Annotated in this window: 8 protein-coding genes; 6 read left to right on the top strand and 2 right to left on the bottom strand. The window is 46.4% G+C overall.

Annotated elements, in window-relative coordinates:
• Positions 1 to 60 precede the first annotated feature (60 nt).
• A complete protein-coding gene (locus tag BC643_RS03250) occupies positions 61 to 2,262 on the bottom strand; it encodes a hypothetical protein (protein ID WP_120271735.1) in 2,202 nt (733 codons plus the stop codon).
• A 72-nt stretch (positions 2,263 to 2,334) separates the two neighbouring features.
• Entirely contained in the window at positions 2,335 to 2,949 is a 615-nt protein-coding gene (locus BC643_RS03245; RefSeq protein ID WP_120271734.1) for a hypothetical protein, read from the bottom strand.
• 354 nt (positions 2,950 to 3,303) lie between these two features.
• Here BC643_RS03245 and BC643_RS03240 point away from each other — a divergent pair, with 354 nt between their 5' ends.
• The 6 genes from BC643_RS03240 to BC643_RS03215 all read left to right on the top strand — a co-directional run bounded on the left by BC643_RS03240 (position 3,304) and on the right by BC643_RS03215 (position 15,137).
• Positions 3,304 to 4,578, top strand: a complete 1,275-nt coding sequence (locus BC643_RS03240; RefSeq protein ID WP_120271733.1) for a cytochrome b N-terminal domain-containing protein — start codon at positions 3,304 to 3,306, stop codon at positions 4,576 to 4,578.
• Positions 4,579 to 4,619: 41 nt separating this feature from the next.
• A complete protein-coding gene (locus BC643_RS03235) occupies positions 4,620 to 5,084 on the top strand; it encodes a QcrA and Rieske domain-containing protein (protein ID WP_120271732.1) in 465 nt (154 codons plus the stop codon).
• Between the two features lie 2 nt (positions 5,085 to 5,086).
• Positions 5,087 to 7,393 carry a multiheme c-type cytochrome gene (locus BC643_RS03230; protein ID WP_120271731.1) on the top strand — a complete coding sequence of 769 codons (2,307 nt, stop codon included), beginning with the start codon at positions 5,087 to 5,089 and terminating at the stop codon, positions 7,391 to 7,393.
• A gap of 174 nt (positions 7,394 to 7,567) precedes the next feature.
• Complete coding sequence (locus BC643_RS03225) at positions 7,568 to 11,929, top strand: hybrid sensor histidine kinase/response regulator transcription factor (RefSeq protein ID WP_120271730.1); 4,362 nt, start codon at positions 7,568 to 7,570, stop codon at positions 11,927 to 11,929.
• Positions 11,930 to 12,005: 76 nt separating this feature from the next.
• Positions 12,006 to 13,553, top strand: a complete 1,548-nt coding sequence (locus BC643_RS03220; protein WP_211337968.1) for a glycoside hydrolase family 43 protein — start codon at positions 12,006 to 12,008, stop codon at positions 13,551 to 13,553.
• A gap of 21 nt (positions 13,554 to 13,574) precedes the next feature.
• Positions 13,575 to 15,137, top strand: coding sequence for a glycoside hydrolase family 28 protein (locus BC643_RS03215; RefSeq protein ID WP_120271729.1), 1,563 nt, complete (start codon positions 13,575 to 13,577; stop codon positions 15,135 to 15,137).
• Positions 15,138 to 15,171 lie beyond the last annotated feature (34 nt).

The raw sequence follows: 15,171 nt of genomic DNA, 5'->3' as shown, positions 1-15,171 counted from the left end.
TGCTTCGCGCAGTTTTTTTTGTTTATAGTGGTTTTGTTCCTAACTGTATCAGCATTGTTTTCATCGTCTTCGGTTTGTTGCTGCGCCGGATCTGGCAGGAGCAACGGAGCGATTGTAGGTATTCGTTCGTTGAACTGAACGCTGCCGGCTCTGGTTAGCGCGGTCGAGCATCATTTGGTTCGAATAGGACGAATTGCGCGTACTTGTCGCCGGGCGTCCGGTGTTCGAAGTTGCCGGTCGGGTGGTCGGACGAGTCGTTGTGGTTCCGGTGCTTGGTCGTTGATTGCTAGGCTGCGACGGTCGTGTTGTTGCCGGTCGGGTATTGTCGCGGGTGTTTCCTTTATTGTCCACCGACTTCCAGCTGTTGTTTTCGCGTGTTTGCCATCCCTTGTCCGTTTTCTGGTAAACCTGACCGTTGCGGTCGGTGTACACATTATTTTGCCGGGTGGAGCGATTGGTGTCTCTCGTTCTGCCCGAGGTTGTTGGCGGTCGCTGGTTGGTCGTTGGTCTCACGCCGGGTCTGGATGAATAGATATTGTCGCGCGGAGGTCGCTGCGGGTGTGTTGGTCTGGGGCGGTGTCCGTAGTATCCTCCGTTCGGTGGGCGATGGTAGTAGGGGGGCCTGTAGCGTGGTGGACCCCAGTAGTGACCATAGTGCGGCCCACCGAAACCGGCGTAAAACCATCCTCCGTACGAAAATCCAACATGCATGCTCCAGCCGGTCCACGGATTGTAAGTCATGCGGAAGCCGAATGTCCAGGGGCGAGGGTAGTAGTAGGCGCCGTACCAGGGGCGGTAGTAGTAACCGGTTCCGTAAATAACGGTTGGCCCGTAAACGTAACAGCCGTAGTAGCCGGGCGTGTATCCAACCCAGACATATTGAGGCGTAACATCGTAAATGTACACGTATTTCACGTTGTAAACAGGGCTGCTCGGTTCAATGTCTTTTACTTCTTCCGGGCGTTCCGTGGCCACCGTCCACGGTCCTTCCGGTTTTGTCGATTCAAACCAGACGCCGTTGTCAACGCAATAGTAACGGTTTGACAGTTTCAGCACAGTTTGTGGCGAATTGACCGCGTACATCATATTTGTACCGTCTACCTTTTGGAAGTCCGGCTTTCCATCATAGCTTACTTCTACCGATGCACTTGAGCGTTCAACTTGCGCTGTTTGCGGAATCTGGGCGTCGAGGACAGCTTCGCGCGCTGCATTGGTGCCGGGCACGCTTGCCAGCACAACATCGAGGTCGCTGCCTTCTTCTATTTTCGAAAACTGTTCCGGTAATTTTTCGGTATCAACATACGACCACGGCCCCGACATACTCTTGGAGGAATACCACCTGCCGGAAACCAAAATGTAGTAGTTCTGACTTTGGATATCGAGGATGATGTTGTCGTCGGAGTTTTTGACATACAAGAGGTCGGTTCCTTTCGCGGGCACGAAGTTGGCCTCCCCGTCGATCTGGATTAGCTCGGCTGGTTTGTTTCGCACAATGATGTCGGCAACAGTCGCTTCTTTTTTAGATGAAGTTGTTTCTGTTTCTTCCGTTTCATCCGAGCTCTCCAATTGCTGCTGGATTTCCAATAGTTGCGACGACGGATTTTTCACATTCGACCAGTTGCCATTCAGATCTTTGGTGGAATACCATAGTTGCTCGCCGTAGAGGTAATAAGTCTTCTTGCTTTTATCGAAAAGAATGAAAAAGGGTGAGTTTTCAATTTGCTGGTATGGATAGCCTTCCATGTCCTTCAATATAGGATCTCCATCAATAAAAACGAGGATGGAAGGTTTGTAGGCGACAATGATTTCGGGTGGATCATTTTGATAGTTGCTTGCTGCTCCTCCCGATTCTGCCTCCAAAGTCGTAATAATCTCGTCAAGCGGAACAACCAATTCCCATTTAGGCATTTCTTCTTCAATCAACGTTTTGATTTCAGCCAGGTTTGCTTCGCTAACGTCATCTGCAAATTTCACGTTTGGTACTTTGATGTTGGTCAGCGTTGACATCCTCGAATCCCGGTCTGTTTCGAGTGTTGTAGTAATCCATACAGCACCGAACACAGGTTCCGAGTCGTTTACTTTCACCGAAATCGCAGCTCTTCCGGAGAGTGTGGTTCCCTCAAGTGATTCAAGTTGCGGTTGATACATGGTGAGAACACCTTTTGAATTGGTTATCGTTTTGGGCCAGTCTGCATAATCCGATTTTGCATTGACCGATCCGGCAAAAAAGATCAGGACGAGAAGGAGATTTAAGTATTTCATGGCAATTTTATTTCTGTTTTAGTTTTCAAAATGATTGGGATGAAGCCATCATCTGGTTTCGGCAATCGTCGTTTAGTTAATATTAAAGGTCAGGCCGCCGGTAAAGCCGAATTGCACAAACGGGACCCGGCTCGAGATTCCCACGGATGTGCCGGAGGTTGAGTCCCACCACAACGAGCCTCCAACGTCGGTAATTGGCATATTCAAGTTGGCCTGGATGCGGAAGCCAACCCGGTCGGTAAACATGTACCGGCAACCACCGTTAAGCGCAAAGGCAAATTTGGTTTTTGTGCCAACGTCGCCGGATTTACCGGAGTATATACCCACACCGATGTTGGGCCCGATAAAGGCACTGAACTTTTCACTGAAAGGGAGCAGCCTGCTTCCGCCAACCAGGATATAATTGGCGCTGATAGGTTCATACACATCAATTCCCCAGTAACTGGAATAGGCCATGGCGTGGCAATCTTCGCGGCTGTAGGTCAGTTCCAGACTCATTCGGTTGTCAACGACGTAGGAAATGATGCCGCCATAGGTGAAACCGTCACCGATTTTTGCCCTTCCGCGGTTAAAATTGAATCCGTCGGCAAAGGTGTAACCGGCAAAAGGTGTTATGAACAATTCCTGTGCTTTCAGGCTGCCGGTTGTCAGAAGTAAGATCGCGGTGAAAACGATTATTTTTTTCATGGTGGTTTGGTAGAAGGGTTACTCTAATCAAAATTAAGGCCTAAGCCGATCAAAATCAACATGGTAAGCCAGACTTTGTGGATAATTTGTTGTGGATTGTCATAAAGTGGCTGTTAATGAGTATTTTATGAGCTAATTAAACTTCCTGTTTGCTGCGGTAATTCGGTTGCTGGCCGGCGTATCTGTTGCAGATGAATGATTTAATTCAAGTCCAGGGAAATTGCTTGCATAAAACAAGAGATGAGTAATCAAGAGGAACAACACGTATTTGTTATTTAGCTTTTTGAATTGAATTCTTATTGGTGAGGTTAGTTTACATTGTGTTATATTAGCAGTACGGTAAAAACCATTCTTATGAAACACCCTTCGACGGAACGATCCATTTCGGACTTCCTATTGCACATTCATCCACGAAAAGTTGAGCCCCGAGCCATTGTGTTTAACCGCACATTTGGGCTTGGAGGAATCGCAGCCCTGCTGTTTGTCATACTTTTCATCACGGGTATGTTGCTCCGTTTTGCTTATGTTCCTTCTGGTAGTGGCGCTTACGATTCGATTGTCAGACTGCAGAAGGATGTCCTTTTTGGACAGTTGCTTCGAAACCTGCATTACTGGAGTGCCATGCTTTTGGTGGTGGTTTCGTTTCTACATTTAGTGCGCGTTTTTTATGCGCAAGCCGTTTACCACGAACGCCGTAAGAACTGGCTTTACGGTTTGCTGCTAATGTTCCTGGTTGTGTGTTCCAACTTCACAGGTTACCTGTTGCCCTGGGATCAGCTCTCGTACTGGGCGGTGACCATTATGACGAACATGCTGAATTATACGCCGCTGGTCGGCAAGTTTTTGGCCGATATGATTCGTGGTGGCGATGTTGTGAATGACGATACGCTGCTTCGCTTTTATAATTTTCACACCGGTTTACTTCCATTGTTGCTTGTCTTTTTCATGTTTGTTCATTTTTGGCTGGTACGCCGGGCAAAAGGGGTGGCTATACCGCATTCGGAACGAACTACAAAAGTTGAAACTCATCCGAATTTGGTGTATAAGGAAGCCTTAACAGCGTTGGTGGTGATCATCGTGCTAATGCTGTTTTCTTTCTTTGTTGATGCACCGTTGCTGGACAAAGCGAAGCCATTGGTCAGTCCAAACCCGAGTAAAGCGCCCTGGTACTTTATGGGTTTCCAGGAACTGCTCATGCACATGCACCCGGCTTTCGCTTCATTTTTAATTCCACTGTTGGTCATTGAGCTGTTCATCATCATCCCGTTTGTGCATTTTCGGAAGGTGAACGAAGGCGTCTGGTTTTACTCGGAAAAAGGGAAGAAAATAACTATCCTCTCAGCTATTGTTACAGCGGTCTTCACCTTTGCGATCATCGTCATCGATGATTTGCTGCTCGATTTCGGGCACTGGTTTTCGTCCTGGCCCGTGCTGATTAGCGAGGGCGTGCTGCCGGCGCTAATCTATTTTGTGCCGGTGGGAGTTTACCTATATTTCGTGAAAAAGAAATTTAAGGCCGATGCCATGGAGCTTGTTCTGGTTTCGGTAACAATCATACTTGTTGCATATTTGGTGATGATGCTGACCGGCAGCCTGCTGCGTGGAGCGGGAATGCAACTGATTTTTTAGAGAAATGAAACGGTATTCAGTCGAATAACAATCGTTAGATTATGATGAAAATAGGTAGACGGAAATTTTTTAAAGGAATACTTTACAGCTTGGCGTCGCTTGAATTCGGATACGTTTTCATTCGTCTCCTGGGGCATCGAAAAGGTGCTCTGGCAGAAACGAGCTATTACGAAGCGGGCGAAGTTTCCGTTTTTGAAAAAGGCCGGGTTTACCCGTTCGGGTCGGCCGAATTCTTTCTGTGTCGCCTGGACGATGGCGGTTTCATCGCTGTTTCGTCAAAATGCACCCATTTAGGATGTGTCATTCAATTCAATACCAACCACGATCGTTTCGAATGTCCTTGTCATGCTTCGGCTTTTGACAAAGATGGGAGTGTAATTTCGTCACCCGCTGCCCGGGCTTTGGATTACTATCCAATTGCGTTCAAAGGCAACAAAGTACTGGTTGATACTGCCAACCCCGTAAAGCGTAGTAAATTCGATCGTTCACAAGTAATGTACGCCTGAGTATGGATATCAAACAAACAAAAAAATTAATCCGCATATTAGCCCTTGTCCTTGTTTTGCTTTTCCCGGCGCTCATGGTATTGAGGTTCGTTTTGTTGAAACCCGATGTGGAGCTCGTTGATACAACGCCCCGGTTTGTTGGTGCGCAGAATTGTAAAGAATGTCACCTGAATGAGTACAACGATTGGAAAGGTTCTCATCACGAGCGGGCTATGGATGTGGCGAATGATTCAACGGTGCTGGGCGATTTTTCCGACAAAACACTCGAAGCTCAAGGGCATACTTACCGCATGTTTCGCAAAGAAGGAAAGTTTTTCGTTTTAAGTGATGGTGAAGATGGGCAAATGCACGATTACGAAGTGAAGTATGTATTTGGTTATACGCCTTTGCAGCAGTACCTGGTTGAATTTGATCGCGGACGTCTGCAGACCTTGCCGATTACCTGGAATACGCTGGACAAAGTCTGGTATCACATGGCCGATTCAACTTACAAAGACCAGGTGATTGATGCCAACAACTGGCTGCACTGGACCAACCAGGCGCAGAACTGGAACGGCATGTGCGCCGAATGTCATTCAACGAATCTGGTGAAAGGATACGATGCTGAAAAAGATTCGTATCACACCACTTGGTCTGAAATAAATGTGAGTTGCGAGGCTTGTCACGGACCTGGTTCAAACCACGTGCAATGGGCTGAGTTGCCCGCCTATTCGCGGGAAGGCTTTGAAAATTTCGGGCTGGAGGTGAAAACCAGCAACATTGATAACGCGGAATACGTGAATCTTTGCATGCGTTGCCATTCGCGTAAAAGTTCGCTTAGCGACATGGATTATTCAGCCAAAAGTATTTACGATCACAGTCGGGTTGTTTTGCCTGATGAACCTTCGTGGTATGTCGATGGGCAAATCAAGGATGAAGATTACGTGTACGCGTCGTTCATGCAAAGTAAAATGTACCAACGCGGCGTGAAATGTAACGATTGCCACAACGTGCATAGCGGCGAACGCTTGTTCGATGGCAACCGGCTTTGCCTGCAATGTCACCAAAAAGATGTTTACGATACCTACAGCCACCATCACCATAAAAGTGCAGGAATGCCGGGGAAAGCGGTTATTTCCGAGTCGGGTGTGAAATTCGATGTCGGTTCGGGTACCGAGTGTATCAACTGCCACATGCACGGTCGTTATTATATGGGCGTCGATTACCGGCGCGATCACAGTTTCCGTATTCCACGGCCTGATTTGTCGATTAAAAACGGAACGCCCAATGCTTGTAATCAATGTCACGTTGATCAGACCAATCAATGGTCTGATAAGTATATTACAGAATGGTTTGGAAGCCGGAGACGATTCCATTATTCACAAGCATTTGCTGCCGCAAAAGACGGTAAAACCGAGGCTGCAAGCGAATTAAAGGAAATTGCCGGAAACGATTTGTATCCGCCAAATATCCGAAGTTTGGCTTTGCAAGACCTGGGGGCGTATTATCCTGATACAATGGCCGGTGTTGTTGACAATTACCTGGTAAACCTCGACCCTTCACTGCGGCTGGTGGCAATGGCGAGTTTGCAGCAAGGAACCCCGGAAAATATAAGCCGCCTGATTGACGGCCTGACCGATGACACGAAAGCTGTTCGGACGGAAGCCGCTGCTAATTTGTTGCGAATCGGCAGCGATCAGGTTCCGGAAAAGAACAAGAGTTCTTTCAACAAGGCTTTGGAAGAATACAAGGAGGTTTTATTGTACAGCGCCGATTTTCCAACCGGCAAAATCAACATGGCCAATTTCTATTATCACCAGAGCCAATTTGCGAAGGCCGAACAGTATTACAAAGCAGCGTTGGAGCAAGATGGCGAGATGTATTTTGTGAATCTGAATTTGGCCTATCTGTATAACCAGACACGTAGAAACGATTTGGCCGAGAAGCATTTCCGGATTTATTTAGAGCATCAGCCCGATGACGCCGGTGCAACCTATGCATTGGGTTTGGTTTTGAGTGAACTGGGACGATACGACGAGTCGCTGGCAGTGTTGTTGAAAGCGAGCAAAATTGATCCGAACTATCCTCGCGTGAACCACAATATTGCGATGCTTTACGATTTCATGAAAGATAAATCGAAGGCGGAGTCTTATTTATTGAAAGAAGTTGATGCGGTTCAGGATTTGAATAGCCGTCTCGAGTTACTGCAGTTTTATTTAACCAACAGCAACATGGCAAAAGCAACGACTTTGGGTGACGAGATATTGAAGCTTTATCCGGATAATGAAGATGTGAAGCAGTTGATGGCCCGATTGAGAGGACAGAGTTAAGTTCGAATGCCGGCTTACTTTTTAAGGGTTCACGCACAAACCGGGAAATCGAAAGTTGGTGACCATGTTGGAGAGGGTATAAATTGACTGAACTTCGAGGTGTATTTGCCGTCCTTACACGGCGAATCGCCGAACTGTCGATTTTTCAATAAATTTGTTGACCAAACTGGGCTTATGAGGCTTTTGATCAACCATAAAATTTCATTTTTTCTACTGGTTCTTTTTGCGCTCTGCAGGAATGCTGTCGCACTTCCCGATTCATTTGTTGAACACTTTTCGGAAGAACACGGGCTGGAACAGTCTTCTATCTTGAAAATCATTCAGGATCGAAAGGGCTTTCTTTGGCTTGGTACTTTCGATGGATTGATCCGTTACGATGGTTACCGCTTTCAAGCCGTTCGGCCCTCGTCGTCGCAAGCGGTCCAATTGAAGTCGAATCGGATTAACAATTTGCAGGAGGATAGATTTGGGCGTCTTTGGTTGCAGTCAAACCAATCTGAAGTATACTGTTACCAGCCCTCTCTGGAAAAATTCTGGCTTCTGCATGATGCTATGCCTGATTTCCAGGTCTCCGAAATCCGGGTGATGCCATCGGGAAAAGTTTGGTTGCTATCAGAAGACGCAAAAGCTGTCTGCATTCGTGATTCGTTATTCAACCTTTCAGTTTATGGTGATGCAGAAGGGAAATTAAAGTGGAAACGGATTTTTGACATTCGTGAAGATTTTCAACAGAACACCTGGTTTCTAACAGATGAGGGCCTGCAGTTTATCGACCGGGATGGTGTCGGTGAACCTGCTCACAGCTACGAATTGAAAGGCCAAGTTCAATCGATTAATGCAGTATTGCGTTGTTCTGCGGAGAACGAACAGTCAATTTGGTTTGCCGGTGAAGGAGGACAAATCTGGAGGTATGACAAACGCGATCGCGTATTTTTTAAGATCAATTCCGAGAATCAGTCAACCATAATTGGTGCCAGGTGGTTGCAGCAAGGCTGTATTCTTTTTACTACGTCTGAGAATGGATTCTTCATCTATGATATTAACAAGGGAGAATTTAAGAATTTTGGCAAGCAGTTCAGAAATAAAGTGGATATGTCCGGATTGCGGGTTTTGTATGTTGATAGCCTGAACCGAGAACTTTGGTTTTCGAATGCGCAACCCGGGATCTATCGTTTTCAGTTTGAAGTGGAAAAGCTAACTGCTTTTTTAGCCAATCAAGATAAGCCCGTTGTGCAAACGCAACGGTCGATTCCCCTTGTTCTGAACGACCAAGAGGGAAATTTATGGATTCAACCTAAAAACGGCGGGCTTTATTTCTACGATCGTGCAACAGACAAGATGGTGGAAGACATAGCCCGGAATAAAGTTCTACGAAATGTGGACTATACATTTTTTGTGGATCAGCAGGATAATTTGTGGTTTAGCAGTCGTAATCAGGGCTTGCAGAAGCTTTCGTTTGCCCGCCAAAAAATGCGAAAGTTGCAATTGCCTGTTTCGCAGACCGGAGCTAACAATGTGCGCGCTCTGGCTGAAGACCTCAACGGAAATATTTGGGTTGCCACCAAGGATGAATCCCGATTGGCGATTTTTGATGCGGAACAACAATTAATCGGCTATCTCTCGCCACAGGGAGAGTATGTCGATGAGGAACATTCGCTTTGGAAGAGTGCAATTTATTGCATTTTACAGGATAAAGACGGAACCGTTTGGCTGGGAACCCGGGGAGAAGGAATCTACCATTTCGTTCCCGATACCAAATCGGGAGCTTATCGTGTTTCAAAGTTCGATAGCGAGTCGGGCGGTCAATACAGTTTGAACGACGATGATGTGTATTGTATGCTTCAGGATTCTAGCGGACGAATTTGGGTTGGAACTTGGGGCGGTGGATTGAATTTATTGGAGAAAGACGGAAGGGAAATCCGTTTCCTGAATATTCGCAATGAGCTTTTGAATTACCCGGAAGACGATTATTCGTGGGTGAGATGGATGACGCTTACCAAAAATAATGAGTTGCAAGTTGCGACAACAAATGGCTTGGTATCCCTGAAAATTACCGGGAAATCCGCAGCTGATCTTCCATTTAAGCAATACGCTGATTTCCCGAATCACGATATTTTGTATGTATACGAGGCTGAAAACGGTAATTTGTTTTTAGCCACCTACGGCGGAAATTTATACAGACAATCGGCTCAAACTGTCGACGGGTTCCCTGCCCAATTTGAAAGCTACTCGGCGCAAACGACCAGCCTGATTGGAGGAATTACAGGCATACAAGAGGACGATAGCGGGCGGATTTGGATTTGTTCCGAACGAAATCTGGTTCGTTACGACCCGGAAACTGAGAGCTTTGAAACTTTTGCGGAAGTAAAAACGGTGGTCGGCGAGAATCTCTTTTCAGAATCGGCCGTCTGCAAGCTCAGGAACGGAGAGTTGCTGTTTGGATTCTCTGACGGTATTCTGCAGCTCAATCCTGATAATGTTGGTGTCAGCGACTTTAAACCTTATCTGGCCCTCACGGGCTTCGAATTGATGAACAATGTTCCCGATTCGTCTCGGCTATCAGTACTCGATTATTCCGTAGATGATCGGAGTACGATCGTGTTAAAACACAACCAAAACTTTTTGAAGTTGCAGTTTGCAGCGCTCGATTTTAGTGCACGCAAGAACATTCAATACCGATACAAGCTGGACGGTCTTGAAGAGAGTTGGAATTACACCGGGGCTGAGCGGACAGCGACTTATACAAACCTCTCGCATGGAGATTATCAGTTTCGTGTTTCCTCCACGAATGGCAATGGTGTTTGGGTCGACAATGAGCGGCGTTTGCAGATAAAGATAAAACCGTCAGTTTGGGAGACAAAGCTCGCTTACGCCATTTACTTTATCTTATTCTTGGGCCTGTTTGTGTTGATTCAGAAAACGATCCTCACCATTTTCAAATTGCGAAATGAAATGGCGATGCAGCAGAAAATGGCTGATTTGAAATTGCGCTTTTTTACTGATATATCGCACGAAATACGTACACCGCTGACCATGATTGCCGCTCCGGTTGAAAAAATGGTAAATGATCAGAATACGCCTGAACCGATTCGTAAGCAGCTTTCGGTGGTGGAACAAAGCACGCAGCGATTGCTGAAATTAATTAACCAAATTTTGGATTTACGAAAGTTTCAGACACATCGGTTGCAGGTTGAACAGCTGGACTTGAATCAACTTGTGAAGCAGGTTGCAGTTGAATTTGAAGAGCTTGCAATCAGTAAAAAGATCAAACTGACAATCGTCGAATCAGAATCGCCTGTTCGGATTTGGGGTGACAAAGAGATGATCGACAAAATGCTTGTTAATTTGGTGTCCAACGCGCTGAAGTATTGTCCTGCCGGAAGTGCGGTGAAGTTAACGGCAGAAGAAACCGACCGTTCCGCGATTATTCGTATCGAGGACAATGGACCTGGAATTTCGGTTGAAAAGCAAAAGAAACTGTTTGTTCGGTTTTCAAATTTCAATGAAAACCCGGATAATCCCAGCACCGGAATTGGCCTGTCGTTGGTGAAAGATTTTGCCGATCAGCATGGAGCAAAAATCCAGCTTGATAGTAAGGTTGGAGACGGGACAAAAGTTGCCATCAGTTTTCAAAAAGGACACAGCCATTTTGGCTCGGATGTGGACTTGGTTTCTCCGCAACGTGAGAACGCACAAGCTGTCGACGAAAATTTGACGGCGGAAAAGGTACTTCCGGCAAAGGCCGAAAAAAGAGCCAATCCAATTGGATTATTGGTAGAAGATGATCCGGAGTTGAGGCACTTCATGAAAAGTTTGCTGGACGAAGAAGATTACACAATTTATGAAGCGGGCGACGGAGAGGAAGGTTTGCAGTTGGCCTTGCAACACAACCCCGATTTCATTGTCAGCGATATTATGATGCCGAAAATGGATGGCATCGAGTTGCTAAAACGCCTGCGCAATGACGAGTCGACAAGCCACATTCCCATTGTTTTGCTTTCGGCTAAAACCGATGCCGAGAGTAAATTGTCGGGCTTGACTCATGGCGCCGATGATTACCTGACTAAACCCTTCAGTGTCGGCTATTTTAAAGCGCGAATTGCCAATTTGATGGAGCAACGCCGACGATTGCAGGCATTTTACAAGCAACCCGATTTCATGCCCGAAACAGATGAGGAGTTAATGCCGTTGTCGACCAAGGATCAGGAATTCATGGAAGAGCTTGTTAAATATATTATAGATCACATGGAGGATCCGGAGTTTTCGGTGGAGGAGTTGGGCAAGCAGGTCAATTTGTCGAAAACGACTTTTTTCAACAAACTGAAGAGTTTAACGGGTTCGTCACCGATCGAATTCATTCGCGAAATTCGACTCAGCCAGGCTGCAAAGATTTTGGCGGAAGAAAATGTGTTGGTGAAAGAAGCATGCTACCAGGTTGGTTTTTCGGATCTGAAATATTTTGGAAAATGTTTTAAAGCCAAATACAACCTGACACCAGCAGAATATCGAAAGAAGTATCGGCAGGTTCGGAAATAGCCTGTTTTTTGTAATTTGTAGAGCGGTTATCAATAGGCATCAAACGCATTGCGAGTACGACGTAAAACCTGAATTTATGAACGATTTAAAGTTGATCCTGATTTGTCTCAGTTTTGTTTTGATGGGAAATTTTGCAGTTTCCGCACAGGTTCTTTCCTGGGGTGATCAGGGAAACGGAACCTACATCAACCCGGTGTTGAATGCCGACTATTCCGATCCCGATGTGGTTCGTGTTGGGGCCGATTTCTACATGGTTTGTTCCGAATTTCATTTTATGGGAATGCCGGTGTTGCATTCCACCGATTTGGTCAATTGGACGATCATTGGACGTGTTTATGATCGGTTTGAATTCGATCCGGCATACGACACCAACAATCGCTATGCCGGCGGAAGCTGGGCTCCGGCAATCAGGTATCACAACGGTAAATTCTGGGTCTATTTCTGTACTCCCAAAGAAGGTCTTTTCATGTCGTCGGCCGACAGGCCTGAAGGGCCTTGGGAACCATTGACTCAAGTCGTCGCAATTGCTGGTTGGGAAGACCCTTGTCCGTTTTGGGATGAGGACGGCCAGGCTTATCTCGGGCACAGCAAGGTCGGTGCGGGACCGATCCTTATTCATAAAATGAGTGCCGACGGAAAATCGTTGCTCGACGATGGTTTGACGGTTTACACCGGGCCCGTTGCCGAAGGAACCAAAATCATGAAGAAAGATGGCTACTACTATCTGAGTATTCCCGAGGGCGGCGTAGAAAAAGGTTGGCAGACAGTTTTAAGATCGAAAGATATTTACGGACCTTACGAGAAGAAAGTGGTGTTGGAAACCGGTTCAACAACGATTAATGGTCCACATCAGGGTGCGTTGGTTGATACACCAAATGGCGAATGGTGGTTTCTGCATTTCCAATCGGTTCCGGCCGTTGGTCGCGTGGTTCACTTGCAACCTGCTTACTGGAGCGATGGCTGGCCGGTGGTTGGCGTGGATCTGGATCGCAACGGCATTGGCGAACCTGTTTATGTTTGGAAAAAGCCGTTGATGAACGGTACTTCGGAAATTATGAAACCGCAATCTTCGGATAATTTCGATTCCGCAGAACTTGGCTTGCAATGGTCGTGGAATCACAATCCGGTGGATTCGGCTTGGTCATTAACGCGGCAAGCCGGAAAGCTGGCGTTGGATGCACTTTATGCGCCAGGATTTTTGCAAGCGAAAAATACGCTTACTCAAAAAGTAATCGGAAGTTCGGGGCAGGCACAAGTTGAACTCGACGGAAGCCAGCTGCAGGATGGACAGTTAGCCGGCCTTTGTTTAATGGCGAAGGAATTTGCCTTGGTCGGGATAGAAAAGAAGAAGGGTGATCTGTATATTTTCACCGTGGTGAACGGGATGAAACAAGAAAAAAAGATCAAGGAGACAACTGTCTGGCTGAAACTTTTAATCAGTGCTATTCCAAAGCAAAATCAATTTTATTTCAGTACCGATCAGGTCAATTTCAAAACGATGGGAGCTAATTTTCATGTTTTGAGCGGAAACTGGAAAGGCCCCAAAATTGGCTTGTTCTCTTTCAACCAAGATCAAACAGGCGGGACGGCGGTGTTCGATAATTTTCAATATACATTCAATTAACTAACAAGAAACCAGTAAACAATGAAATCTTACCTATTCGTTTTGTTCGCTTTAATCGGGCTGTTTGTTGTAAACAGCGGATCAGCCCGGGAATATAATATTCTTGATTTTGGCGCGAAAGCTGATACTGCTTTCCTTTCAACCCAAGCCATTCAGCAGGCGATTGATCAGTGTTCGGAAGCCGGAGGAGGAACCGTTGTGATTCCGGCCGGTCATTTTAAAACCGGTTCCATTTTTTTGAAAAGCAACGTCAATTTTTACCTCGAAAGTGGCGCTGTACTGTTCGGAAGCCGGGATTTGAAGGACTACACAAAAATCAAACCCGGCTATATTTCCCTGCGTACGCAGGAAGCGACCATCCAGTTGATTTATGCAGAAGATGCGACTAACGTCAGTATTACGGGCTATGGAACAATCGACGGGCAGGGCCGCAGTTTCAAGAAACTGACCAAGAATGATGAGGGGATTACGCGCCCGCATTTGCTTCGTTTTATCACCTGCCGCAATGTGTTGGTGGAGAACATCAGTTTGCGAAATTCCGGTTGCTGGATGCAGCACTACCTGGCTTGTGACGAGGTGCAGATTCGTGGGGTGAAGGTTTTCAACCGGAATAATTACAACAACGATGGTCTCGATTTGGACGGATGCCACGATGTGACGGTTTCCGATTTCATTTCCGATTCTGACGACGATGGAGTGACCTTAAAAAGTACATCACCACGAGCCTGCGAAAATATCGCGATCACGAATTGTGTGATCAGTAGTCGCTGCAATGCGATAAAAATGGGAACAGAGTCGAACGGCGGTTTCCGGAACATCACCATTTCGAACTGTGTCGTTAAGCCCTCGCCCATAAAAGAACCCACTTTTTACGGTGCCCCAACCGGCAGCTCGGCCATTTCGCTCGAGATTGTGGATGGCGGAAAAATGGAGGGAATCAGCATCAACAACATCCAGGTTGAAGGAACAGAAGCTCCCATCTTTATTCGATTGGGAAACCGTGCCCGGTCCCATAAATCGGGGGTAACAATTGATCATGTCGGTGAAATAAGCGATGTGAGCATCAGCCATGTTCGGGTAAAAACTGAAGGAAACACTGCTTGTTCCATCACCGGACAGCCGGGATTCCCAGTCCGTAATGTTCGCTTGAACGATATTATTGTCGAATCTGCGGGAGGAGGGACTTTGGCCGATTTTCAATGTCCCGTTGAGTACAAGCCCAAAGATTACCCCGAAGCAACCATGTTCGGCGTGCTGCCAGCTTACGGATTCTATTTGCGCCATGCCGAAAACATTCGCTTTGATAACTGTGCTTTTGTGACGAAACAAATAGATGCCCGTCCCGCAGTTTTTATTGAAAAGTCCGTCAATTGCGTTCTCGATGCCCTTGATCTCACTAATCTCAAAACCGAAACAGAAGCTGGAATTTATGCGAGCCAAGTGCAAAAACTTATAGTAAAGGGAAGCATTGGCGGCGCTGGTTTAAAAACATTGGTGCGAGTTTCGAAGCAGGATGAGAGTGAAATAACGCTTTCAGGTAATGTCTTATCCGACGGAGTTTTGGAGTTAGAAACGATGAAATAGTCGTCCTAATTTTTTCTGTAGACTTGATAAATTT

It is taken from the genome of Mangrovibacterium diazotrophicum (assembly GCF_003610535.1).
Lineage (GTDB): Bacteria > Bacteroidota > Bacteroidia > Bacteroidales > Prolixibacteraceae > Mangrovibacterium > Mangrovibacterium diazotrophicum.
This window is presented reverse-complemented; position numbering and strand designations above follow the sequence as displayed.

What these genes read in the sequence shown, in the direction of transcription:
- BC643_RS03245 (WP_120271734.1), bottom strand. Translation starts at nt 2,949, where the DNA reads ATGAAAAAAATAATCGTTTTCACCGCGATCTTACTTCTGACAACCGGC.
- BC643_RS03230 (WP_120271731.1), top strand. Translation starts at nt 5,087, where the DNA reads ATGGATATCAAACAAACAAAAAAATTAATCCGCATATTAGCCCTTGTC.
- BC643_RS03250 (WP_120271735.1), bottom strand. Translation starts at nt 2,262, where the DNA reads ATGAAATACTTAAATCTCCTTCTCGTCCTGATCTTTTTTGCCGGATCG.
- BC643_RS03225 (WP_120271730.1), top strand. Translation starts at nt 7,568, where the DNA reads ATGAGGCTTTTGATCAACCATAAAATTTCATTTTTTCTACTGGTTCTT.
- BC643_RS03220 (WP_211337968.1), top strand. Translation starts at nt 12,006, where the DNA reads ATGAACGATTTAAAGTTGATCCTGATTTGTCTCAGTTTTGTTTTGATG.
- BC643_RS03215 (WP_120271729.1), top strand. Translation starts at nt 13,575, where the DNA reads ATGAAATCTTACCTATTCGTTTTGTTCGCTTTAATCGGGCTGTTTGTT.
- BC643_RS03235 (WP_120271732.1), top strand. Translation starts at nt 4,620, where the DNA reads ATGATGAAAATAGGTAGACGGAAATTTTTTAAAGGAATACTTTACAGC.
- BC643_RS03240 (WP_120271733.1), top strand. Translation starts at nt 3,304, where the DNA reads ATGAAACACCCTTCGACGGAACGATCCATTTCGGACTTCCTATTGCAC.